Raw genomic sequence first — 22,081 nt, 5'->3', positions numbered from 1 at the left:
CTCTTAAAGATGAAACACGTATTTCGAAAGCTATGTCTGGTGGGTGCCCTGGCAGCGGTTTCTGTCGCTGGCGTCGCCCAGGCGAGTGTCGTGATTGAGGCGACGCGCGTGATCTTCCCCGCTCAGGAACGCGAGGTCACCATCAAGCTCACCAACGATGGCAAGACACCCGCACTGGTGCAGACATGGCTGGACAAGGGTGAGGCGAATGCGTCGCCCGACAGCATCGACGTGCCCTTCGTGCTGGCGCCTTCTGTATTCCGGCTCGATCCGGGCAGGGGCCAGACCTTGCGCCTGATCTATTCGAAAGAGCCGTTGGCGCAGGACAAGGAAACCATGTTCTGGCTCAACGTGCTTGAAGTGCCGCCGAAGGCGCAGACCTCTGCCGACAGCAACAAGCTGCAGCTGGCGTTCCGCTCGCGCATCAAGGTGATGTTTCGCCCCCAAGGGCTGGAAGGCAAGCCGGACGAGGCGCCGGGCAAGGTCAGCTGGGCCGTGGTGCCTGGCGAAAGCGGCAAGGGCTACGCCTTGAAGGCAAGCAACCCCACGCCTTACGTCGTCAGCTTTGGGCAAGTGAATTTGAAGGCGGGCGGCAAGACGTACGACGCCGGCAGCAATTACGTATCACCCGGTGACACCCGGTTGTTCCCGATCGCAGACCTGCAAGCATCGCCAGGTTCGGGTGCCCAGGTCGAGTACACCAGCATCAATGACTACGGTTCCGGCGTAACCGCTACCCGTGCACTGGGGGTGCCGTAGTCGAATGCGTTAGCGATGGGTCATCCTCATCGGCTTTGTTACCCATTGCTCGACGGCATGTCGCCCCGAGCGACCCCGTAAACCAGCAGAAACACCGCGTTGATCGCAACACGAATCCTGCGTCGAAACAGGGTCGTCAGGGTTCGTTTGCTTCCAACTTTTGTTCGCATCCAAAACGAGGGCACGTAGGTGCTTGAGGCCATGCAGAATACGTTTCGTACCAACAACACGTACAACTTGCCGCGCCGCAAGACGCTGTATGTTCTTCTGCTATCGGCCTTGTCCGGAATGCCGTTCATGGCGCACGCCGCCGCTGCCGTCGCTGTTCCCAGCACGGGCGCGGACGCTTCTGCGCCGGGTGGCGAAGTGGAGTTCGAAAGCGGGTTCATGCTTCAAGGCAGCAGCAAGGCCGTCGATCTTTCCCGCTTCGAGAAGGGCAACGTGGTGTTGCCCGGCACCTATAGCGTGGATCTCTACGTCAACAGCTTGTGGATTGGTCGTGCCGACATGCCGTTCAAGCTGGCGGAGCATGCGCCGGCCAACGCCAACGCACTGGCTTGCTTCGATCGCCAGGCGCTGACGCTTGCCGGCGTGGACGTGGCCAAGCTGTCGCCCGAGGTGCAGTCGAAGCTCGACGAGTCGGACGCTTGCCTGACCATCGACCAGGCGGTGGATGGGTCTAGCGGCACGTTCGACTTCGGCGAACAGCGCCTGGACCTTAGCATTCCCCAGGTCTCGCTCAAGCGGGCACCACGTGGCTATGTGAGCCCGGAGCACTGGGAACAGGGCGTGGATGCGAGCTTCCTCAACTACAACGCCAACGTATTCCGCTACAAGACCAACGGTTCGTCGGGCAGCACCACCACGTCCGGCTATCTGGGCCTCACTGGCGGCCTCAACGTGGACGTCTGGCATCTGCGCCACAACGGCGCCTACACCTGGTCTTCGAAGGGTCATCAGAAATACCAGAGCATCGCCAGCTATGTGCAGCGCGATATTCCCTCATGGACGTCGCAGCTGATCATCGGCGAGTCGTCCACCTCGGGCGAACTGTTCGACTCGGTCAATTTTCGCGGCGTGCGCATCGCCACCGACGATCGCATGCTGCCCGACTCCATGCGCGGCTATGCGCCGACGGTGCGTGGCGTGGCCAACAGCAATGCCAAGGTCACCATCACGCAGAACGGCATGACCATCTACGAGACCACGGTGGCCCCGGGCTCGTTCGAGATCAACGATCTCTATGCCACCGGCTATGGCGGCGACCTCACCGTGACGGTGACCGAGGCTGACGGCAGCATCCATACCTACAACGTGCCCTATGCCGCCGTGCCGCTGTCGCTGCGTCCCGGCGTGAACCGCTACAGCGTCACGGCCGGCACGTTGCGCATGGCCAACTCCAATGATCCGGTCTTTGCGCAGGCCACCTGGCAGCATGGTTTTTCCAATCTGGTGACGGGCTATGCAGGTGCCAATGCCGCGGAAGGCTATGGCGCGGTCATGGGCGGCGCCGTGCTCAACACCAAGCTGGGTGCGTTTGGCCTCGACTACACGCAGGCCGCCACGCGCATACCCGGCCAGGGCCGCATGGATGGCGGCAGCACGCGCGTCAGCTACTCCAAGGACGTGGTGGAAACCGGCTCCAACATCGCCGTTGCCGCCTATCGCTATTCCACCGGCGGTTTCTATGACCTGGTGACCGCAGCGCAGGCGCGCGACATGGATCGCCGGCTGCCCGGCAGCGACAGCACCAGCGTATGGCGGATGCGCAACCGGGCCTCGGTAACGTTCTCGCAGCAGCTGGGCAGTGGCTCGGGCGGACAGCTGGCCCTATCCGCGTCCACCGTGGACTACTGGAACCGCAGTGGTTCGGACGTCGATTTCAGCCTGGGCTACAACAACAACTTCCGCAGCATTGGCTACAGCGTACAGGCCACGCGCCAGCGCAATGCCAACGGCAGGATGGATACGCAGTACTACGCCAGCGCCACCATTCCGCTAGGCGAAACCAGGCCCATGTCGCTGTCCACGGGCATCACCCATGCCGGCGGCCAGAACGCGCTGCAGTCCAGCCTGTCGGGCACCACGGGTCAGAACAACAGCCTGTCTTACGGCATTTCCGCTAATCATTCGTCAGGCGGCGGCAATTCCAATACGGGCGGCAGCGCCAACGTGACCTATCGCGACTCCCATGCGGAATTCAACGGCAGCATCGGGGCGGGCAACGGCTATTCGCAAGGCTCCCTGGGTATCAGTGGTGCCATCGTTGCGCACCCCGGCGGCATCTCGCTGTCGCAGCCGGTGTCGGAGACCTTCGGCATCGTGCAGGCGCCAGGTGCGGAAGGCGCCCAGGTGCTCAATCAGCCGGGCCTGAAGATTGACGGCAACGGCTATGCGGTGGTGCCCTACCTGACCCCGTATAGCGCCAATACGGTAATGATCGACCCCAAGGGCATTTCGACCGACGTCGAGCTGCAGTCCACCAGCCAGCAGGTGGCGCCGCACGCGGGCTCGGTGGTGATGATTCCGTTCGCCACGGAAGTGGGGCGCTCGGCGGTGATCAAGGCGCTGCAGGCGGACGGCTCGGCCCTGCCGTTCGGTGCGGATGTGCTGGACGAAAGCGGCAAGGTCATCGGCGTGGTCGGCCAGGCCAGCAAGATCCTGGCGCGCGGCCTGAACGACAAGGGCCAGCTGACGGTGAAGTGGTCGGACGCCGCGCCGACGGAGTGCCGCATCGACTACGAATTGCCTGTCCGCGAAAAGGGTCGCAAGGCCGACTCGTACCAGCAGATCAAGGCGACCTGCGTGGCAGGTCAATGGCACAGCCCCGTGGCCGTCAAGGCAGCGGGGCAGGGCAGCCAGTCCGCCGCATTGGCATCCGAAGGCTAAGCGGTGCTCGCCATGAACACGCTTACGTCAACTTATTCCCGTGACCTGGTATCGGACCGCCGATACCGCATGCGTCCGGCCCACATTCGGCACGGCCAACAGCACAGGCAAGGCTTGCGTCGAACGCCGGTGGAATCCATGAGGTTTTATTCGCTATGAACAGGTATTTTTCCGCATTGCGCTGCGCATGGACGGTGATCGCGCGTCAATCACGCACGAGGCGAACCGGTTTCGGTGTCGCAGCGGTACTGCTGATGTCTACGCTGTCGTCGCCGGCATTTGCCGCCTATGTATTCGGCCAAGGAACGATCAATGTGCCGTCGACTGTTGCTCCTGGCACAGTGGTCGCGCGCGACTACGTTACGACGCAAACCATATGCGGCTCGACGCAATGCCCGTCACAGCGTCTGGAGTTGTGGGACTACGGCGGAAACGATCGAGTTACTAGCGGGTCGGATGTCAAGACTAACGTCAAAGGCCTCACGACTCGAATGCTCATTAATGGGCAACCGGCGGTTACGGGTTATACAGCTGTCATCACTCGTCCCGTTGAGATTCAATTGGTGGCCACCGGCGAGACTATTACCGGAGGCTCCTTGAAGGGGCTGTCCGGCACATCAAGCAGTTCTCCCGCTTACTTCACTTTTAATTTGGGCAATATTACTGGAGGAGGCCCTTTCTACCAGTTCTTTCTGGCCGCAACAGTCCAGGCCATCGCTGGAACCTGTACGGTTCCAGGTCAGTCCGTCACGCTGCCGGGGGTCAGTTCCACAAAATTTGCCGGCCCAGGCACCCCCGCAGGCGGCCAGAGTTTCAGCATCCAGTTCACCGGCTGCCCCGCGGGTTTCAATCGGGTGGGCTATACCTTGCAACCGCTCGGCAGTGCGGCGACCCAATATGCCGGCGAGCTGCCACTCAGCGCAGGTTCGACGGCGACGGGTGTGGGTATCCAGGTCATGAGCGGCGGCTCGGCGGCAACCTTCAATACGTCGCTGCCGCTGAGCGCCTATTCGAAGACGGCGCCCAGTAATTTGTACAGCCTTCCCTTCAGCGCGCGCTATATCCAGACCGGCAGCACGATTACGCCCGGCACGGTGAACGGCCAGATGCAGGTGTTGATGGATTACCAGTAAGTGGTCGATGGCATCGCGCGGCCGTGTCGATGATGCGGCGTGCGATGGGCATGGCTTCCAGGACCAACCATCCTCGCCTTCATAAGGTAAATCGCGATGGGGCATCGACTGGCCGATGTGCTTCGCATCAACCCAGGCTTGGGTGAGATATCAGTAAGACGCTTGATGCCAACAGGCATGAGGAGTGACTTGATATGAACAAGTGTTCTTTCGTGGCGACATGGCGGCTGTCTCGACCACGCTTACGCGGGCGGCGATGGTGGGCCTTGGCGGGCCTCCTGGCGGCCTTGTCGGCGCCATTGCATGCCGACCAAAACAGTTTGAAAGGTGGTTGGCATTTTTTCACGAATCAAACTGGCAACCTCAATATTCCGCAGGCGTCGGCGGGCACGGTGCTGACGCGCGACTACCTTACGCCGCAAAACCTGTGCGGTGCCGCGCAATGTAGCGTGGCGTCTTTCTGGCAGGTTCAAGCCGGTTCCTCCAGCCCCAACACCACTGGACCGACCTGCACGCCAACCACCAACCCCGGTCTCTGTACGCAAGTGGTCATCAACGGGCAGCTGTCGGCGGGTTTCGCCTGGTCCGGCCAACCCGTGATCATCAATCAACCCGTGGAATTTCAGGTTGTTTCCAATGGAAAACCGCTCACCAGCCAAAACATGGGTCTTTGCTGCTCCGAGGGCGGTAGAAACTATCAATACTGGTTCGTCGACGCGAGTGCGACAAACGCCCTGCCGACCCAGAGGAATGGTTTCAGGGTGGGGATATGGAACTCCGTTCTTGTCATCCAGGGCACATGTACGGTGCCAGACCAGACCATTACCCTGCCTCCGGTAACGTCGAACCAGTTTAACGGCGTGGGCAGCACCACGGGCACGCAGCCCTTCACCTTGTTTCTCAACAACTGTCCCGCCGGCTGGGGCCGGCTAGGCTATAGCCTCATCCCCGTGGGCGCGGCGGTTTGCCCCACGACATCGATACCCAATCCTTGCGCCATTACCAGCACCAGCGCCAATGGCGTGCTGCCTCTGAGTGCAAGCTCCACCGCTTCTGGCATCGGTATCCAGGTGACCGATACGAGTGGATCACCCTTGCCGTTTCGTTACTCGATCACCGCCGTGGGGATAACCTCGTCGCTTAAGCCGGCCGGTTCGTGGACCGTTCCCCTTATCGCCCGATATATCCAGACCGGAAGTGCCATCACGCCTGGATCGGTAAGCAGTCAGATGCAAGTGCTGCTGGATTACCAGTAATGCAGTGATAAGGCTGGCCGCCTTGCATCCAAGACCGCTGGCACCGGACTAAGGCGGCCGCGTTAGGGCGTATTCCAGTCAGGTTGAACACCTGTTCCAGTGAGCGCTAAACACCTCGCCGGTGCTGACCAGCGGGTGTCGGCGGTCTCTTACGGCTATATTCTGTAAGAGACCGCTTTCGACCTGGAGCAGACTCTTACTGCTATCGACTATCGGTCGTTTAATGACCTATGGGGAGCCACTGATGAGATTGGTCCCGTGCGTGTTGGCCATCGTTGTGCTCATGGCAGGTGCATTACTTCTAGCCGTCTACTTCGATGACTTTGTACTCCGGTCCTTGGGAGTCCTTCTGTGCATAGTCGGCGCCTACCTAGTCCGAGCTTCTAAGGTCCGTGGACTGAAAGTGCCATCTAGTACGGATAGCCAAGCTTCAAGCCTTGAGATGCCCAGCCGCCCTGGGCGTTTGGCATGGGCCTTGGGTGTGGGCTCGGCCGTGATGGTTGGAGTTGCATATTTCTATTTATATAAGGATGCACTTGGCGGCTACCATCAAGTCTGGCCCGTTCGAATATTTGCAGCCAGTGCGATGTTTGGCGCCTTGGTTTGGAGCTATCTGGGTGCCAGGCTGATGTGAGGAGGCGACCCCATGAAAAGTCCGCTTCCGACCCATAACGGACATTGTCGGGGTTGGCTTCAAAGGGGGGGGCACTCTTCGGCACCTATGGCGCGTTGGCCTGTTTGTGACTGGGCTGGCATTCCTGAGCGGTGGTTCATGGGCTTCGACGCCCGAGTCGAAAGCGACCGACACCGTGAAAAGGCTTTACCGGGACTATTCATGGGAGGCAACCATGATTGACGGGCCAGGGCCTTGGATCGGGGACGCGCCAAAAGCAGTACTCGAGCAATATCTGGACAGCGATTTGTCCGCCATTTGGGTCAAGTCCAGGGCATGCAAGGGGAGTGATTGCGCTGTTGACTGGGTGGGTTACGACCCGCTTTGGGACAACATGGATCCCTCCGGGTTCTATAACGTCAACATCGAAGCCACGGGTGACCCGTACGTTGTGAGGGTCGAAATGGATGCTGCGTGCGTGCCGGCGCAGCCGTGCAAGCCAGTGGCTGAGACACGGGTTCGCCTCACCTATTTTCTAGAGCGGACAGCAATGGGATGGCGCATTTCGGATATACAGAGCGAAGTGCACGGCTCACTAAAGGCGGATCTTCTGAGGGCGCTAAGCGAACATTGACGTGTCCGCTTTCGACCCGGAACGGACATCGGCCTAAGGGATGCCAGGGGGGGCAAATGGATACGCGGGAACTCGTAGTACTTCTGGAATCACCGCTGGAAAGGACCGCCTAGATGTACAACCTCGGGCGCGCTCGCATCTATCAGGTAGCTAGGCTCAATTGGGGGAAGGTATGAGGAGCATCGAGGAATATTCCGAGGTAATCACTCGGCTGGTCACTGAGGTCATCTACTGTGTTCCGGCAGAATGGGCGCATGGGACTCTCACGATAGAGTCGGACGGTATGCAGATAAATTACCGTCTAAAGGCTGAGGATCAGCCCGGAACGGCAACGATCTCAGAGAAGCTCCGCGACCTGATCGATGAGCTATACGTCCGCATGGCGCACCAAGGTAATGCTTGGTCCGAGGCGACCGTGAGCTTTACCCATAAAGACGGCAATGTGTCTTTCAAGACATCGTTTAAGCACAACGACCCTCCTGCATCACCGGTGCCCACTAAGAGGCCATGGTGGAAGTTCGGTGCGAATCGAGATTAGTTCTTATTTAAGGCGACCAGATTTGTCGCGCTTAACGGAGGCGTTGCATGTCCGCTTCCGACCCGGAGCGGACGCTACACTGGCCGGAGAGGCAGGGGGTCCTTGATGACCGAAAAGACAGTTCAAACCGCGCTTGTCGAGGACGAAGGTCCATCCTTTCCGACCGGACGCACCTTGCTATGCGCCGCGCTGGCAGTCGGTGGCATCTACCTGAGCGGTAAGAAGGCCGATGTGGCCTCGCAGGAGTGGGGTTGGTTGCTTATTGGCCTCGCGATTCTTCTGTTCACAATCATGGATGCCAGAACAGGGTGGACGTTCCTTTGCCATCGCCCAGTGAGCCGCTCGAGGCAGCCAGGGCTTTTTTGGGCGTGCATCGCCACTGGGAGTGTTCTCGGTGCAGGTCTTATAGGCTTTTCTATCGGGGCGGTGCTGGGCTACTGGAGCCCGTGAGCACAGCTCAGTGCATTGCGTTCGATCTCGCAAGACCGTGCTCCTGAGGGTCCGCTAGCGACCCAAAACGGACATTGCAGAGCATCACCTATAGGTGGCATATCCCGTCAAAGTCGCCTATCTATAGCTACTTCGCCTAGGGTTGTCCGAACTCCACAATCATTCCCCGAACGGGCAGTTCTCTGTTCCGCTCGTCCCAGCCGTGTTCCGTCTTTACCTTGTAGTGGTCGATGACATAAGGCACACCCTCCGAATTGAGGATGTCGGTGCTAGTTTCCAATTGGAAATGCAGATGGGGTTCCCGCGCGTCGCCGGAGTTTCCGATGTTTGCGAGCAACTGCCCGCGCCTCACGTGATCGCCCACCTTGACGCGGAGACTGCCGGCCTTCAGGTGGGCGTAGTAGCCAAACTGCCCGTTGCCAAGGTCGAGAACTACGGAGTTCCCGGCCACCGTTTCCATGGTGATGGGCACGGCTGTATTGAATCCCGCCGGCGTGCGCGGAACGTTGTCCGGAAGGCCATCCTTGATTCCAACGACTACCGCATCGGCAACGGCCAACACGTCTTGGCCATAGGCATGGTAAGCATGCACATCACGGGGATCACCGGAGAACGATGAGCCGTTCTTGATCTGCTTCCAGTCGATGGCGTAGCGCCTCGAAACCTGAGCGGCGCCGCCGGCAACGAACAGACCAAGGCGATGATGGGATTCATTGCTAGGGCCATCGGCAGCCGTCCAGTCGGTGCCGGCAACGGGTGCGGATAGGACCGGCAACGGGCCTGGTGCAACGTGGATGTCCGGGCCGCTGGCTATGGCGTTGTGCAGGAAAACGCGATGGCTGATCCTGGATGGCAACGCCGTTTTTCCATCGAACGCCAGGCAAAGGAAGGCAACGACTGTCCGGCCTTCATCAAGACTGTATCCGTGTGTCGTGTCCTTGGGGCGCGGTGCAGCACCCACCGGCTGCAATACGGAGCGCAGCTCATGCGGTTGGATGCTGGTTACTTGTTCATGGGACGCCGTGCTCGCATCGATCACGTCGATACCCATGATGTCCATCGACGTGTCCGAGAAGTTCTGGATATGCAGTTCGTAGATCAAGTATTGCCGCCCACCACTGGGGAAGTAGGTCGGTGCGTATGGAGTGAGTATCTGTAGCTGCGGAGGTGGAAACGCGGGACCGGCTTCGACGGGTGGTGGATTCGTTCCCTGGCCTTGTCCGGCCACGATGCAGCCATCCGCGGGTTTACCGATAAGGGTGTCTGCATGGCTATCCATGGCCATGAAAGTAGAGGCGGTCGACATGACCAGCAGCGCGATATGGTTGCGAATCCACAGGGGCATTGACACTTCCTTGTGATGTTTTGCGGCGCAGACTTGGTGCGCCGCAATCAATTCATGCGGCCCGCCCTTGATTTGGGCTGGCAAGCCGTATAACGAGTGTTAGTTGCTTCTGACGATACCAGTGACCCTGCCCAATCCAGCATAGGTCTCTTGGCACTCTTCTGCGTCCGGTCGGTGCGGAATCGTCACGTGCTATAAGTTGAAAAGGTCTGCTTGCGACCCGGAGCGGACCTGGCCTGAGCTCCCTCTTTGGGCGCGAGACGGACGTCCGGCGCTGAATGACGTCCGGCAGGTACTAACGATTCGGGGAGGCACCTATGATGGGTTCTCCATCATTGATCAGGGAGGAGTCATGAAGGATTTCACACACCGGCTAATTGCGTGGGCGGCACTGCCTTGCACCAACACCCTGCTTGCCACCACTTTGTTAGGCCTTCTCGCTGCTTCGTCCGCGATTGCCGCACCGCTATCGCCTGTACACGACGGCGCGCTCAAGCAACTCCTCGACCGTGGCGCTCCCACAAAAAGCGACGCCATTGTCATCTGGCAGGCCGATCGCGAGCTCGGCCACTATTACGCCAACGGGAAGGTGCCAGGGCCCATTGAGCTGATGTCGGTGACCAAGTCAATCGTGGGGTTGGCCATCGGCCCTCTGCTCGCCGATGGACGGATCAAGTCGTTGGACCAGCCAGTCGCCGATTTCTACCCAGAGTGGCGTCAAGGGCAAAAGGCCAAGGTGACGATCCGGATGATCATGAACCACACCTCGGGCATGCAGAATGTTCCCCGGACCGACGTGGAAATCTATCCCGCGCCGGATGCCATTCAATTGGCTCTGGCGGCGGAGCTTTCCAGCAAGCCGGGTGATGTGCCCAGTTACAACAACAAGGCCGTCAACCTGCTTAGCGGCATCATCGAGAAAGCTGCTGGCAAACCGATGGATGCATTTCTGCGCGATGGCCTCTTCAAAGACATGGATATTCACCCAGGCCCCTGGGAAAAGGATAAGGCTGGACATCCGTACGCCATGGCCGGACTGTCTCTGACGGCTGCCGACCTCGGCAAGCTCGGCGAGCTCGTGTTGAATAAAGGCAGCTGGCATGGCAAGCAGCTACTCTCCACGACGTACATTGATGCGCTCATGCAACCGCAGTCAGAGGACAGCATGGGCTTGCTCTGGTGGATTGCGCCGCAGTATCGGCATTTCACCACCGATCCGGCAGCCTTTGCGATGTTGAGAAAACGGGGCGTGCCTGAGCCGACCGTCGCCGCCCTGGAAAAGGGCCTGCAAGGCGCACACTTCGACGACAACGGATCAATGATGGAGGGCATCAAGCAGGCACTCGGTCCGAATTGGCGATCAATGTATGAAGGCGACCTTATCGGCCGCGGCATCGGCCCTTATCGCCTTTTCAAGGTCACTACCGGTCCCGCCGCGGCGTATTTCGGCAATGGTGATGGCGGCCAATACCTCGTGGTGGTGCCATCTGCCAAGATCGTTGCCGTTCGGCAAATCAATGCTGATGGCGACAGCGAGCAGGAGGGCCAAGGCTTCGACGATTTCTTGGACAGGGTGCTTGCAGTTGCCAAGGATTTTTCAGCCCAAGCACCGGATGCAACGCACTGACCAAGGGGGCGCATCCATTAATCCGACCATCGTCAGTCCTCATCGGCCGGCGCTGCGAGGACCGGGTACCCCAAGGCAACAGGTGTTCCGTAAGATGATCTAAGGTCTGCTTCCGACCCGGAGCGGACGGAATAGTTGAGGATGTGAATAATGGACGTCGTTTCCTTTACGGAGCAAACATGCATGCAGTTCGTTTAGTAGCGCTAGCTGTGATCGCGATCACCGGTGCATATAGCAACATAGTCGTATTTCGCTTCAGGAAGCTTTGGGGTGCCGAGATGGGGGCCGTTGCGATCAATAGGCGCCTTTGCAGGGAGCAACCTGCCATTGGCTGGAGCTTGGTTGCCTCTCAGGGCATCACGATCCTCTCCGCTCTGGTGCTCTTGGTGATGATCTTCGGGGTCATCCGTTAGGTCAGCTTCCGACCCAAAGCGGACTTTCTTAACGGAAAACGAGACAATCCAGTAAATCGCATCGACTCTTAGGGGAGGGTGGACGTGGATACCGTATGCCAGGCCTGTGGTTATCAAAGAAAACCCACCGACCAAGCGCCTGATTGGGAGTGTCCTTCGTGCGGCAAGGCGTATGCGAAGACCTCGCACGCATCGCCCAGTCCCTTGGTGATCTACACCGATAGCCTTCCCGCCAAGGAAGGGAGCGGCGCGCAAGGCGGCGCTTCGTACCAGTTCACACCGAGTCGCTCGATTTTCAATGACGACGAAGCCGGCATGAACAAGGTCACCATGGTGTTGGGCCTGCTGTGGGGACTCTTCTTTATCGTTGGTATCCCAGTACTTACCGATCCGTCGTCGGCGTACGCGATCATTTTTCACGGCGACGTCGGATTTGTGCTGCTGCTCTTTTTGGCACTGATGGCGGTGGTGGCGGTTTTCAAGCGCACGGGCGCAGACGTCGACGCCAATGACCCCAAGGCGTCATTTGCATTTGGCGCCAAATTCTTCGGGGTTGTTTCGGCCGTGCTGTTTATTGCCTTCGCGATGTGGTCACGCAATCAGGACCATATCGACACCAAGATCCAGCAACACGGCGTGCGGGAAATGGCGGACGTCGTGCGCATCTATAACGGTGGCTGCGGAAAGCGATCCTGCAGCATCGACGTGGAGTATGCGTTTGCGCCTTCGTCCGGAGCAGAGGGCACATGGCAACTCGTGCACGGCTATGCGCATCTTGGATCGACCGATCGATCCAATGATCCCGAAGTCGTTTATGCCCGCACCCATAGGCAGGTGCCCATCGCCTACGAAGTTGGCCACCCCGACATTTCCGCGCTGAACTTCAACGACGACATTTTTCGCGTAGATCATGGCGAGCGATCGCGCAGTACGACCGTTTTGTTGGGTGAACTCTTCTTTGGCGTCTTTGCGCTGGTACTTGCGATATCGGCTGCCATCTTCTGGTCGAAGTCACGCAGAAAGTCACAGGACGGGTGAGCTGAATGCCCGGGACGGGTTGTCATGTCCATTGGACGGGAAGGCGAGCAGGCCATCACGACAGCCTGACCGCAGGCAGGAGAAACCATCGGCTCACGTTTTCGGCACGGGAGGGTGCGGTGAAAAAGATGTCATCAATGACGCGCATGATGGCGCTGCTACAAGGAGCAGTGATACTGCTTGCCAGTCCGGTCATTGGCCATGCGCAGGCCATCTACAAGTGCCAGGGTAAGAGTGGTGTGGTGGTTTATACGGACACGCCTTGCGACAACTCAGCGCTGGCGGTCAAGGGGACGCCAGGACAGGTAGTCGAGATACCCACCGAACAGAAAATCGCCACACTCAAGAACTTGTTGATCGACCATCGTGGCGTCGATGCCAAACGCTATGCCGCTGAGAACGGGCTCTCGGACATGCTTCCGGCAGTGTCGAAGGCTGCCGCGCAGGAAGGCCAGCACCGAGAGATGCAAAAGGCCCTCGATCAGCAGCGTCAACTACAGTTGCGCAACCAGGTTGCCCCAAGGGGTTGGCCGCCCCAGGTTCGCCTCAGTAACGAAGAAAATGTACGGCTAATGCAGCAGAACGCTGTCCTCCAGCATCAGATTGTGAATGCGCAAATGCGCGTGGCGCTGGCCGAGCAGCAGGCACAAGCTGCGCAGAACGCGCAGCGCAAGCAGAACGCCCAGAACGCCCAAAAAGCTCAGGACACTCAGAAAGCCCGGGACGCGGCGCGGACGAATGCAAAAGCAGAGGCGGCGAAACCCCAGGTAAAGACTCCACCGGCCAACCCGTCAACACAGGAACGGTGCGAGGCCAGAGACGGAACCGTGTTCTGCCACTGATCATCCAATGGCTTTCGACGGCGTATCGTGGACCGCTGGGCAAACGCAGCATTGATCAAGGATGCAGGGTCGGCGGTCGAGCCAGTAAGGGGACCTTCCAAAGTTCAAAAGCGTCCGCTTTCGACCCAGAGCGGACATCGGTGGATAAGAGATGAGCGCATTTCAGACGAACACGCCCGGATGCCGAAAATTTGAGGCTGCGCTCTCGCCGCAAATGGCTGGGCACCTTGCTCGGTATTCGATGAGGCAGCTCGGGGATGTGCGCTGCTACGGTGCAGATCCGAAGGGAGGGTATCTGTACCTCGTGTTCTTTGAGGGCCCAAGCTGTTTGATGCAGGTGCGAACGGTTGACGGGGCGGCCGAGGTTCTCGTTGGCCCATTGTGTGCTCGGTGCGAATGGACGGACGAAGGTTGGTATTGGCCAAATTCGATCTGCCAGATGCCCAACTATGGCGGGCCAGGCACAGGTGAGCTGAAATTACTGCAAGGTCAGATCACCGAGTTGATGTGGTTGTAAGGTCCGCTTCCGACCCATACCGGACCTCTTGGGACGGCCAGATTGGGCAACAGCAGTACGAGGATCAACACCAGCGCGTTGTTCAGTCCGTGCCGGAACGCTGTTCAGCGGTCACCGTAACTCGCACGTCAGTTCCGGGCGCTCATCCGAACCCTCAATGTTGGTGCCAGGCAAACGGATTAAGCCGGGTCCTATAGGTCGAGGGCGATGCCTAGACTTAACCTATGCGCGTGGGCTTTGTAAGGGTCTGACCATTTATTGGGACAGCTTGGGTAGATACCGTAATCAGGTAATGCCGGCAGTGGATGCCATTCAGGGCACGGCTTACGGAAGCGAGCGCCTTGCTTCCCACGTGTCTTGCCGCTTCCTGCTGAAAAGGTGACCGGATATGAGCAAGTGTTGTTTCGCGGTGGCATGGATGGTCGCCGCGATCGCCCGATTCGCGCACCGTCGATGGTGGATGAATGCGCTGGCGGCAATGGGCTTTCTGGTCGCCTTGTCGGCGCCCTTGCATGCCGCGCCCAACAGCTTGATCGGTGGCTCGTACACGTCGGTGAGTCAAGGCGTCCTTTACATGCCGCAGGCGACATCGGCGGGCACGGTGCTGGCGCGCAATTACCTTACGCCGCAAGCCCTGTGCGGTGCCGCGCAATGTAGTGTGGCGTCTTTCTGGCAGTGCGGTTTTGTGACGAGTGCAAGCACCTGTGCCACCAGCGGCCCAACCTGCAACCCCACCCAAGATCCCGGTGTCTGCATACAGGTGGTTATCAACGGGCAGGTGACAGCAGGTTTTGCCTGGCCCGGCGCACCCGTCACCATCAATCAGCCGGTGGAATTTCAGTTTGTGTCCACAGGAGCGGCCATCGCTGGCAACACCATCGGTTATGGCTCCACGCCGCCCTTCAACAGAGCCACTATCTATTGGTTCACCGATGCCAGCGCGGCCGGCAGCCAGCCGAGCGCGGCGAACGGTTTTCAGATTTACATGAAGGATTTCCTTACCCCTGTCGCGGGTACGTGCACGGCGCCAAGCCAGACCATTACCCTGCCTCCGGTCATGTCAATCGTGTTCGGTGGCGCGGGCAGCACCGCGGGCGCACAGAGTTTCAACTTGTCGCTCAACAACTGTCCCGCTGGCTATAGCCGGATAGGCTATAGCCTTATCCCCGTGGGCGCGGCGGTTTGCCCGACCACGCCGGTGCCGATGCCTTGCGCCATTACCAGCACCAGTGCCAATGGCGTGCTGCCACTGAGTGCAAGTTCCACCGCCAGCGGCGTGGGCATCCAGGTAACCGATACGAGCGGATCACCTGTGCCGTTCCGTTACTCGATCGCCGCTGCTCCGCTGGGTTCGGTTAAACCGGCCGCTTCGTATACCGTTCCCCTGGTCGCCAAATATATCCAGACCGGAAGTGCCATCACGCCTGGATCGGTGAACGCCCAGATGCAGGTGCTGCTGGATTACCAGTAGCGGCACAAGCGGGATGTGGAAGCAGGATAGGGCTGTAGGGCAGGGCACTTCGACACCGCTTCGTACTGGCACTCAATCATTATCGTGAATGTCCAGTTGGTCGGGTCGCTCACGGTACAGGGCCTCGATCAAATCGCGGGCTTTCTTCAACCAGGAGTCGGTGCCGCCCCCTGCCGCCTCGATAGTCTTGGGGCCGAGTGGAAGATGCACGACGCCGGTCCGATGGTCACCCACGATGTCGTACCTGTGTGCGTAGCGAATGCCCTTGTATTCGCCGTAGTGCACGTCGTGCGGGGCGCGGCGATAAGCCGCGAGCGCCTCGGCAGGTACTTCTCCGGTATCGGATGCCAAGCCGGCATCGTCGCAAAACTTCAGGAAGTGAGCGCTGCAGGCTTCACAGCCACACTCGCCGGCGCAACGTGGCCAGCATGTTGGTTGGCAGGTGCACGCGATGGGGTGTGGCAGCTCGGCGTTGTACCCATTCGTTTGCGGGTAGCGCTTATGGCCTTCGGCTGTCGGCTCGGTGGGCGTAACCATGGCTCAACGATAGTCCTGTGACTCCGTGTCCGCTCCTGTTCGGAAGCGGCTTTCGCTCCCTTGCCGCATGCTTGGCAGGAGGCGGTGAGCGAGTCGCCTGCTTGCCTGTATCACCTGCGACAATCGCCCTGTGGGGCGCTGACGCCTTAGATACAGCTCTTCAATGGACGGCGCGTGGCAATAAGCGCCCTTGCGGAAGGGGCGGAAGAAGAACACGAGTCGATTGAAGGCATTGACTATCATCGCGGTCGCGCTCGCCTGGCTGCGTCCACCACGGCGGCAAGCTGCTGCCTTCGCGACAGGATGGGAAGCGGCTGCATAGGGGGTGTCCCCATAAGGGGATGCAACATCCCACGCATGGATGCGACGAACTTGCCAAGTATCGAGATGGGTGGTGAGGCGAAGGGACGGTGGTTAGCCATGATGATTGCCTCAATGCTCGACCCTATGTGCGCATGGATGGCGGTCTGGATCTTGCGGCAGCCAGCAAGTAGTTCGGGCAAGCTACCTGCGGCTATTACCGTGCGCCCTTGGCGGTTATCCGTGAGTTAAGGCACCTTGGCGGCAACTAATGCGCCACCGGATCACCGTACCGGCCTGTGTCGCCAGGTGTGCTGCGATGGATGGCGTTCCATCCCACCCATTGCGGGCAGGCGGGGTTCGGGTGACGCATCAGTGCTCGTTCACCCAGGCATTCTCGATATCGCTCTGGACCGCCAATGCCAGCTCCATGTTTGTCAGTTTGGAAACGGCGAACACCCTTCCGTGGCGCACGCCTCGGTAGATTCCTGCCAGGCGATAGGTTGCGGCCCAGCAAACACTGTCACTGACGGCGCTGACGTATTCCCCCGTGTAATCGAAGCCATTGCTCGTTTTACCTGCGACATCAGCCATGGCCGAGCCCTTCACAGACGAGGCAATGACCCCAGGAAGGGCACGATGCGCCATGGATCGATTGACATCTGTACGATGCGCAACATAGCTGGCCTGTTTGTTGTTGCTGCCGGCTGCAAGGCTGCGACGGCACAATCACCTCGCCGAAGAAAACCCGGTTGCCTCATCAGCATGTGACCGAAGCCGAAGCGCCAGCTCGGCATGCAGAAAATCGACGAACTTACGTACACGCGGCGGCTGAAAGGCGTTAGGGTGGTACATCGCGTGGATTGGACTGGGTGCGGACCACGCTGGTGCGTTGACGAGCATCAACCGGCCTTCGCGCACGTCCGTTGCCACCGCCCAAAGCTGTCGATAGGCGAACCCGCGACCGAGAACAGCCCAGTTGCGTATGACTTCGCTGTCGGTGCATTCGTGATATCGCCGAACCCGCACGACGACTTCTCCCAGGCGCCACTCATTTCGTGGGCCGGCATTCGTGGTTAGCACCAGTGTCGGCAATTCGGCGAGATCCTCGGGATGCTTTGGCATCCCATGGGTCTTGATGCATGTGGGCGAAGCGCAGACCACGCGCCAGCTATCGGCAAGGTGACGCGCGACCAGGTCGCTGTTCTCCAAGGGTCCGACGCGGATGGCCACGTCGATATCGTCCGGTACGAAACGAGAGAGCGAATCCGATAGCGTCAGGACAATGCGCACGTCCGGATGGAGGGTCATGAAACTGTCGAGGATGTGGACCAGTACGTTGCGCCCTAGATCGGAAGGCGCCGAGACACGTAGCGTTCCGCTCACCCCATCGGTGCCGCTGCGAACCGCGCGCTCGGCTTCCTTCATGGTCTCGATCGCGGCCCGACAGGAGGCGATGTAGATGCGCCCCTCATCGGTCAGACGCAACTGACGCGTCGTACGTTCGAAGAGTCGCGCGCCGAGCATGGTTTCGACCCGCTGCAAACAGGCGCTGGCGGCGGCAGGCGAGAGCCCCAATCGACGCCCGGCAGCCGACAGGCTGCTCAGGTCGGCCGCATCGACCAGTAGTTGCATGTCGCTGAGGCGATTCATGAGGTCCGGTCCTGGGGCGAAAGGTGCCGGTGAGATCATCTTCAAATGCCATTTGAAGGTCAATAAAGACCGCGGCCCATTATCAAAATGATCGGCCGGGGTGACGATGCCTTCCACCCCACACTCCCAAGGTGTCGCCATGTCACGCGCAAAACGCTTAGTGCTCGCTGCTTGCCTCGCCTCGACGATCGCATCGCCGATCCTGGCCGCCGCGCCCGCCCAGGATGCGGCGATGAAACCCAGTGAAAGCACCCATGGCGGCGCCATGGTTCCGAAGGAGCTGATTGGCGCCTGGGCTCTCGTCCGCTGCGACAATGTCTACCCCGATGGTCACCGCGTGGAGCTGTATGGCCCAAACCCGGAGGGCATGTGGCTTATCGATGCCCAGGGCGACTACATGATGCAGATTGTGCGAGCCAAGCGAATGCCATTCGCGGTGAACGACAAATCCAAGGGAACGGCCGAGGAGTACCGCGCCGCCTCGATGGATAGCAATGCTCACTACGGCCACGTCAGCGCCGACGCCAACCTCATGCACAGCCAGATCTTGCACGCATCGTTCCCGAACTGGGACGGCAAGAGCGGCGATTCGAGTTACACCATTAATGGCGACGAATTGACCTATCGCGTCGCCAAGCCGTCGAGCGGTGCTGCCGAGGGCGCCCATGGCGAAGTCGTGTGGCGGCGCGTTCACTCATAGGGACATGTGGGGAGAGCTTGAGAAGAAATGCCGGGAAGGTCGGCTTTGGGTTGCGGATTCAGCCGGTGGAGGCAACACTTCCGCCGCTCGCGCAGTCTTCTAGTGTGCCGCATCTACCGACTGAATCCGCAGGCGGAGCAGGCATGTTTCCTATGAAGAAGTCGCCACATCCCGCGCCATGACTTTTCGACTAACGCGAACCAAATCGTTTCTTGGCTGCTTCGGTTATCGGTGTGTACAAGCCGACGATGGTGCCCTCGGGGTCCCGAAACTGCGCCGCAAGGTTGCCCCAGGGCATCATCTTCGGCCCAAGGACCACCTCCAGCTCATCCTTGAGTCGTGCAAACTGCGCCTCTACATCGTCCACCTGAAACTCAATAATGGCCGTGCGGTTGGCTGCTGGCTCAACCGTGCCTTCTTTGAATAGCGCAACTGTTTCAGCGCTGCCTATCGCAAGCGTGGCGCCCGTCGTTACGATCTCGGCAAATACAGGCGCAAGCCACTCCGCCTTTCGGTCGGTCAACTTCTCATAGAAACCGACGACGGCCTGAATGTCCCGGGCGATTAGCCGGGTGGATGCGAACTTCATGGAACTTCTCCTTTTCGATCTCGGTAGGAATCGCAAGGAGGTTTTGTACAAGAGGACTACTGCCAACGTCCTGTCAGGAGTCGCCATTCAGATATCGCCAACTAGCGGGCATGGCGTTTAGCGGGTTCGCAAGGTCCGCTCATCGTTCTCAAGCGTGCTTATGCGCCGCGTGGACATTTCATCGGCAGGACAGCGATAGGTATCGGTGTCGGCGTGATAGCGGAAGTCCTGCTTGCTGAAGCGTCCCGCGGAGGCGCTGGAGGAGGTTTGCGTCATAGCGTCGCGCGCGCACGGCCATGGCGGCAAGTTGGTGGCGGTCGTGCCCCTCGTTGATGACCGCGTGGGGTACGATCAGATGGTGTTGCGCATCGATGGCGGCCTGCACGCTGTAGCCAACGACGCCCGAGCCGCGACCGTGCGTAGCCATGGATCGCGCATCGGGATCGGTCAGCAAGAGCTGTTGGTCCTAAGAAATCGAATCAACCAACTGATGGAAGTTCGGGACGGTCATCTGCTTTGGCGATCGCCGAATAGGTTTCCTGGCGTCTCACGTCACCCGCGATGCCGGCGCAGCGGGCTGTTGCAGGCCGCCAAGCACCATGCGCAGCATCCGGTCGATCATGTCCTCGACCGTCAGGTGAGCGCGTGGAATGTTGTCGAGCACCAGCATGGTCAAGCCGTGGGTGGCGGACCAGACCGAAAGCGTGGCCAGCTCTCGCTCCTGCGAGTTATCAGGCGAGACGGCGAAAGCGCCAGAACGGGCTCCTTGCAGGATGACGTCGTCCAGCACCGCCCTGGCGCGGTCGCCGGCCGATCGGGCCACCTTGGGGCGATCGTTGGCTCCGGTATTGGAAAGTACCGGTCCGAACATCAGTCGGTAGAGGGCGGGATTTTCGAGCCCGAGATGCACATAGGTTCGGCCGATCGCCACGAGCGACGCTTGCGGGTCGTCCACGCCGGCAACCGCACGCTGCAGGCCATCCCACAGTCGGTCGAAGCCTATCGCGGCGACTGCGGCAAGCAGATCCAGCTTCTCGGGGAAATGATTGTAGGGCGCACGATGGCTTACGCCGGCGCGGCGCGCCACTTCTCTGAGCGAGAACGTCCAGTCCTGTTCTTCGGTGACCAATTGCAGCGCCGTTTCGATCAGCGCGCGGCGAAGGTCGCCGTGGTGGTAAGGCTGCGGTTTAGCTTGCTGAATTTTGGCTGGCACGGCGGCGGCTCATCTATTGACTGTGATTATATCTGGATGTAGTCAGTGACTACATGATGTGCGCGTAGATGTCGATACACCGTGTGGTGACCCATCCAGGCTGTTCGAAAACCGAGGACAAAGCCATGCTTGCTCAAGAAAGTACGCGAGATCAAAGCAGCGTTCATGATCTTGTAACGGCGGAAGAATGGGAGCAGCGGGTCGCCCTGGCGGCAGCTTTCCGTTTGGTCGCTCACTTCGGCTGGGACGATCTGATTTTCACGCATCTGTCGGCGCGCGTTCCGGGCCCGGAGCATCACTTCCTGATCAATCCCTATGGCATGACCTTCGATGAAATTACCGCCTCCAGCCTAGTCAAGGTGGATCTGGACGGGAACAAGGTCATGGCGTCGGCGTACGAGATCAATCCAGCCGGGTTCACGATTCACAGTGCGATTCATGCCGCCAGAGAAAACGCCAAGTGCGTGCTGCATGTGCACAGTGTCAACGGCACCGCCGTGTCGGCGCAGAAAGAGGGATTGCTGCCCATATCGCAGCAATCCATTTTCGTGCTGTCGTCGCTGGCGTATCACGATTATGAAGGCGTGGCGCTGCGCGAAGACGAGCGGCCGCGGCTGGTGCGAGATATTGGCGAGAAGCATTTCTTCATGCTGCGCAACCACGGCCTGATCACCGTGGCCGACAACGTACCTGATGCCTTCCTGCTCTTGTACACGTTCGAAGCCGCCTGCGCGGTTCAGCTGCGGGCGCAAGCCGGCGGTGGGGAACTTATCCCGATCGATCCGCAGATCCTCGCCACGGCGCAGCAACAAATTGAAACGTTAACCCATGCGATGGGGGGTGCATTGGCCTGGCCGGCGCTGCTGCGCAAGCTGGATCGGGTCGATGCTTCCTATCGTCACTAGACCAGCGCCGCATGCCACATGGTGGAGGAGACAAAACTTATGGCCACGGAACACATTGGGCACAAGTACGCCGGGTTCCGCGCGATGACCGAAGGCACCGACGATGACTGGCGACTGATCGGCGGCGAACTGCAGCGTTTCGCGAACGAGCTTCCCCATCGCCTGATTGCGAGCCTCCAACTGCTCCGTGGCGATCATTGCGGATTTCCAATCGATCGCCTAGAGCACTGCCTGCAAACTGCGACACGCGCCTGTCAGGCGGGACGGGACGAGGAATATGTCGTCTGTGCCTTGCTGCACGATATCGGCGATACGCTGGGCCCTTACAACCATGCCGATGTCGCGGCCATCATCGTGCGGCCCTTCGTATCGGCAGAGAACTATTGGATGGTCAAACATCACGCGATCTTTCAAGGGTATTACTTCTTCCACCACCTCGGCCTCGATCGGGACATGCGCGAGAAATTCCGCAGTCATTCGTGTTTCGAGCGGACGGAGGAATTCTGTCGCGTATTTGATCAAGTTGCTTTCGATCCGGATTTCAAGTCGATGTCGCTCGAAGCTTTCGAGCCGATGCTCCGCAGGGTATTCCGCCGGCCGCGCAAGTCGATCTATGTTAGTGAGGCGGCAACGTAGGAATGCTCTGATCCATTGTTTAG

The 22,081-nt window shown here is 59.6% G+C and carries 18 protein-coding genes and 1 pseudogene; 12 read left to right on the top strand and 7 right to left on the bottom strand.

Annotation, left to right across the window (positions count from 1 at the left end):
• Window positions 1-9: 9 nt before the first annotated feature.
• The 5 genes from MJ606_RS07365 (at window position 10) to MJ606_RS07345 (ending at window position 8,272) form a co-directional block, all read left to right on the top strand.
• Window positions 10-759, top strand: a complete 750-nt coding sequence (locus MJ606_RS07365) for a fimbria/pilus periplasmic chaperone (protein WP_243048838.1) — start codon at window positions 10-12, stop codon at window positions 757-759.
• A gap of 201 nt (window positions 760-960) precedes the next feature.
• Complete coding sequence (locus MJ606_RS07360) at window positions 961-3,648, top strand: fimbria/pilus outer membrane usher protein (RefSeq protein ID WP_243048837.1); 2,688 nt, start codon at window positions 961-963, stop codon at window positions 3,646-3,648.
• Window positions 3,649-3,803: 155 nt separating this feature from the next.
• Window positions 3,804-4,781, top strand: a complete 978-nt coding sequence (locus tag MJ606_RS07355) for a fimbrial protein (protein WP_243048836.1) — start codon at window positions 3,804-3,806, stop codon at window positions 4,779-4,781.
• A gap of 194 nt (window positions 4,782-4,975) precedes the next feature.
• Window positions 4,976-6,037, top strand: a complete 1,062-nt coding sequence (locus MJ606_RS07350; protein WP_243048835.1) for a fimbrial protein — start codon at window positions 4,976-4,978, stop codon at window positions 6,035-6,037.
• A gap of 1,890 nt (window positions 6,038-7,927) precedes the next feature.
• Window positions 7,928-8,272: a hypothetical protein gene (locus MJ606_RS07345; protein WP_243048834.1), complete on the top strand. Its 345-nt coding sequence runs from the start codon at window positions 7,928-7,930 to the stop codon at window positions 8,270-8,272.
• Window positions 8,273-8,408: 136 nt separating this feature from the next.
• Here the strand turns inward: MJ606_RS07345 and MJ606_RS07340 are convergent, their stop codons facing one another.
• Window positions 8,409-9,617 (bottom strand): M23 family metallopeptidase, encoded by a 1,209-nt coding sequence (locus MJ606_RS07340; RefSeq protein ID WP_243048833.1) that lies wholly within the window; start codon window positions 9,615-9,617, stop codon window positions 8,409-8,411.
• Between the two features lie 352 nt (window positions 9,618-9,969).
• Here MJ606_RS07340 and MJ606_RS07335 point away from each other — a divergent pair, with 352 nt between their 5' ends.
• The 4 genes from MJ606_RS07335 to MJ606_RS07320 all read left to right on the top strand — a co-directional run bounded on the left by MJ606_RS07335 (window position 9,970) and on the right by MJ606_RS07320 (window position 15,525).
• Window positions 9,970-11,244 carry a serine hydrolase gene (locus MJ606_RS07335; protein WP_243048832.1) on the top strand — a complete coding sequence of 425 codons (1,275 nt, stop codon included), beginning with the start codon at window positions 9,970-9,972 and terminating at the stop codon, window positions 11,242-11,244.
• Between the two features lie 497 nt (window positions 11,245-11,741).
• Window positions 11,742-12,695: a hypothetical protein gene (locus MJ606_RS07330; RefSeq protein ID WP_243048831.1), complete on the top strand. Its 954-nt coding sequence runs from the start codon at window positions 11,742-11,744 to the stop codon at window positions 12,693-12,695.
• 128 nt (window positions 12,696-12,823) lie between these two features.
• Window positions 12,824-13,537 (top strand): DUF4124 domain-containing protein, encoded by a 714-nt coding sequence (locus tag MJ606_RS07325; protein ID WP_243049190.1) that lies wholly within the window; start codon window positions 12,824-12,826, stop codon window positions 13,535-13,537.
• Window positions 13,538-14,442: 905 nt separating this feature from the next.
• Window positions 14,443-15,525: a fimbrial protein gene (locus tag MJ606_RS07320; protein ID WP_243048830.1), complete on the top strand. Its 1,083-nt coding sequence runs from the start codon at window positions 14,443-14,445 to the stop codon at window positions 15,523-15,525.
• 72 nt (window positions 15,526-15,597) lie between these two features.
• Here the strand turns inward: MJ606_RS07320 and MJ606_RS07315 are convergent, their stop codons facing one another.
• The 3 genes from MJ606_RS07315 to MJ606_RS07305 all read right to left on the bottom strand — a co-directional run bounded on the left by MJ606_RS07315 (window position 15,598) and on the right by MJ606_RS07305 (window position 18,132).
• Window positions 15,598-16,062, bottom strand: a complete 465-nt coding sequence (locus MJ606_RS07315) for a hypothetical protein (protein ID WP_243048829.1) — start codon at window positions 16,060-16,062, stop codon at window positions 15,598-15,600.
• 672 nt (window positions 16,063-16,734) lie between these two features.
• Window positions 16,735-16,956 (bottom strand): TonB-dependent receptor, encoded by a 222-nt coding sequence (locus MJ606_RS07310; protein ID WP_243048828.1) that lies wholly within the window; start codon window positions 16,954-16,956, stop codon window positions 16,735-16,737.
• A 135-nt stretch (window positions 16,957-17,091) separates the two neighbouring features.
• Complete coding sequence (locus tag MJ606_RS07305; RefSeq protein ID WP_243048827.1) at window positions 17,092-18,132, bottom strand: LysR family transcriptional regulator; 1,041 nt, start codon at window positions 18,130-18,132, stop codon at window positions 17,092-17,094.
• A gap of 22 nt (window positions 18,133-18,154) precedes the next feature.
• On the opposite strand from MJ606_RS07305, the gene MJ606_RS07300 reads away from it, so the two are divergent.
• A complete protein-coding gene (locus MJ606_RS07300; RefSeq protein WP_243048826.1) occupies window positions 18,155-18,715 on the top strand; it encodes a lipocalin-like domain-containing protein in 561 nt (186 codons plus the stop codon).
• A 190-nt stretch (window positions 18,716-18,905) separates the two neighbouring features.
• Here MJ606_RS07300 and MJ606_RS07295 read toward each other — a convergent pair whose 3' ends face one another.
• The 3 genes and pseudogenes from MJ606_RS07295 to MJ606_RS07285 form a co-directional block, all read right to left on the bottom strand.
• Complete coding sequence (locus MJ606_RS07295; protein ID WP_243048825.1) at window positions 18,906-19,304, bottom strand: VOC family protein; 399 nt, start codon at window positions 19,302-19,304, stop codon at window positions 18,906-18,908.
• A gap of 144 nt (window positions 19,305-19,448) precedes the next feature.
• Window positions 19,449-19,776: pseudogene (locus MJ606_RS07290) on the bottom strand (IS5/IS1182 family transposase); the annotation flags it as partial.
• 75 nt (window positions 19,777-19,851) lie between these two features.
• Window positions 19,852-20,517, bottom strand: a complete 666-nt coding sequence (locus tag MJ606_RS07285; protein WP_243048824.1) for a TetR/AcrR family transcriptional regulator — start codon at window positions 20,515-20,517, stop codon at window positions 19,852-19,854.
• A 125-nt stretch (window positions 20,518-20,642) separates the two neighbouring features.
• Between MJ606_RS07285 and MJ606_RS07280 the strand changes: the two genes are divergently transcribed.
• Both MJ606_RS07280 and MJ606_RS07275 read left to right on the top strand, forming a co-directional pair.
• Window positions 20,643-21,422: a class II aldolase/adducin family protein gene (locus tag MJ606_RS07280; protein WP_243048823.1), complete on the top strand. Its 780-nt coding sequence runs from the start codon at window positions 20,643-20,645 to the stop codon at window positions 21,420-21,422.
• 39 nt (window positions 21,423-21,461) lie between these two features.
• Window positions 21,462-22,058, top strand: a complete 597-nt coding sequence (locus tag MJ606_RS07275; protein WP_243048822.1) for an HD domain-containing protein — start codon at window positions 21,462-21,464, stop codon at window positions 22,056-22,058.
• Window positions 22,059-22,081: the final 23 nt, after the last annotated feature.

Origin of the sequence: Dyella sp. RRB7, assembly GCF_022761115.1 — a bacterium.
GTDB lineage: Bacteria > Pseudomonadota > Gammaproteobacteria > Xanthomonadales > Rhodanobacteraceae > Dyella.
Note: the sequence above shows the minus strand (reverse complement) of the source record. Positions and strands in the feature narration are given on the sequence as shown.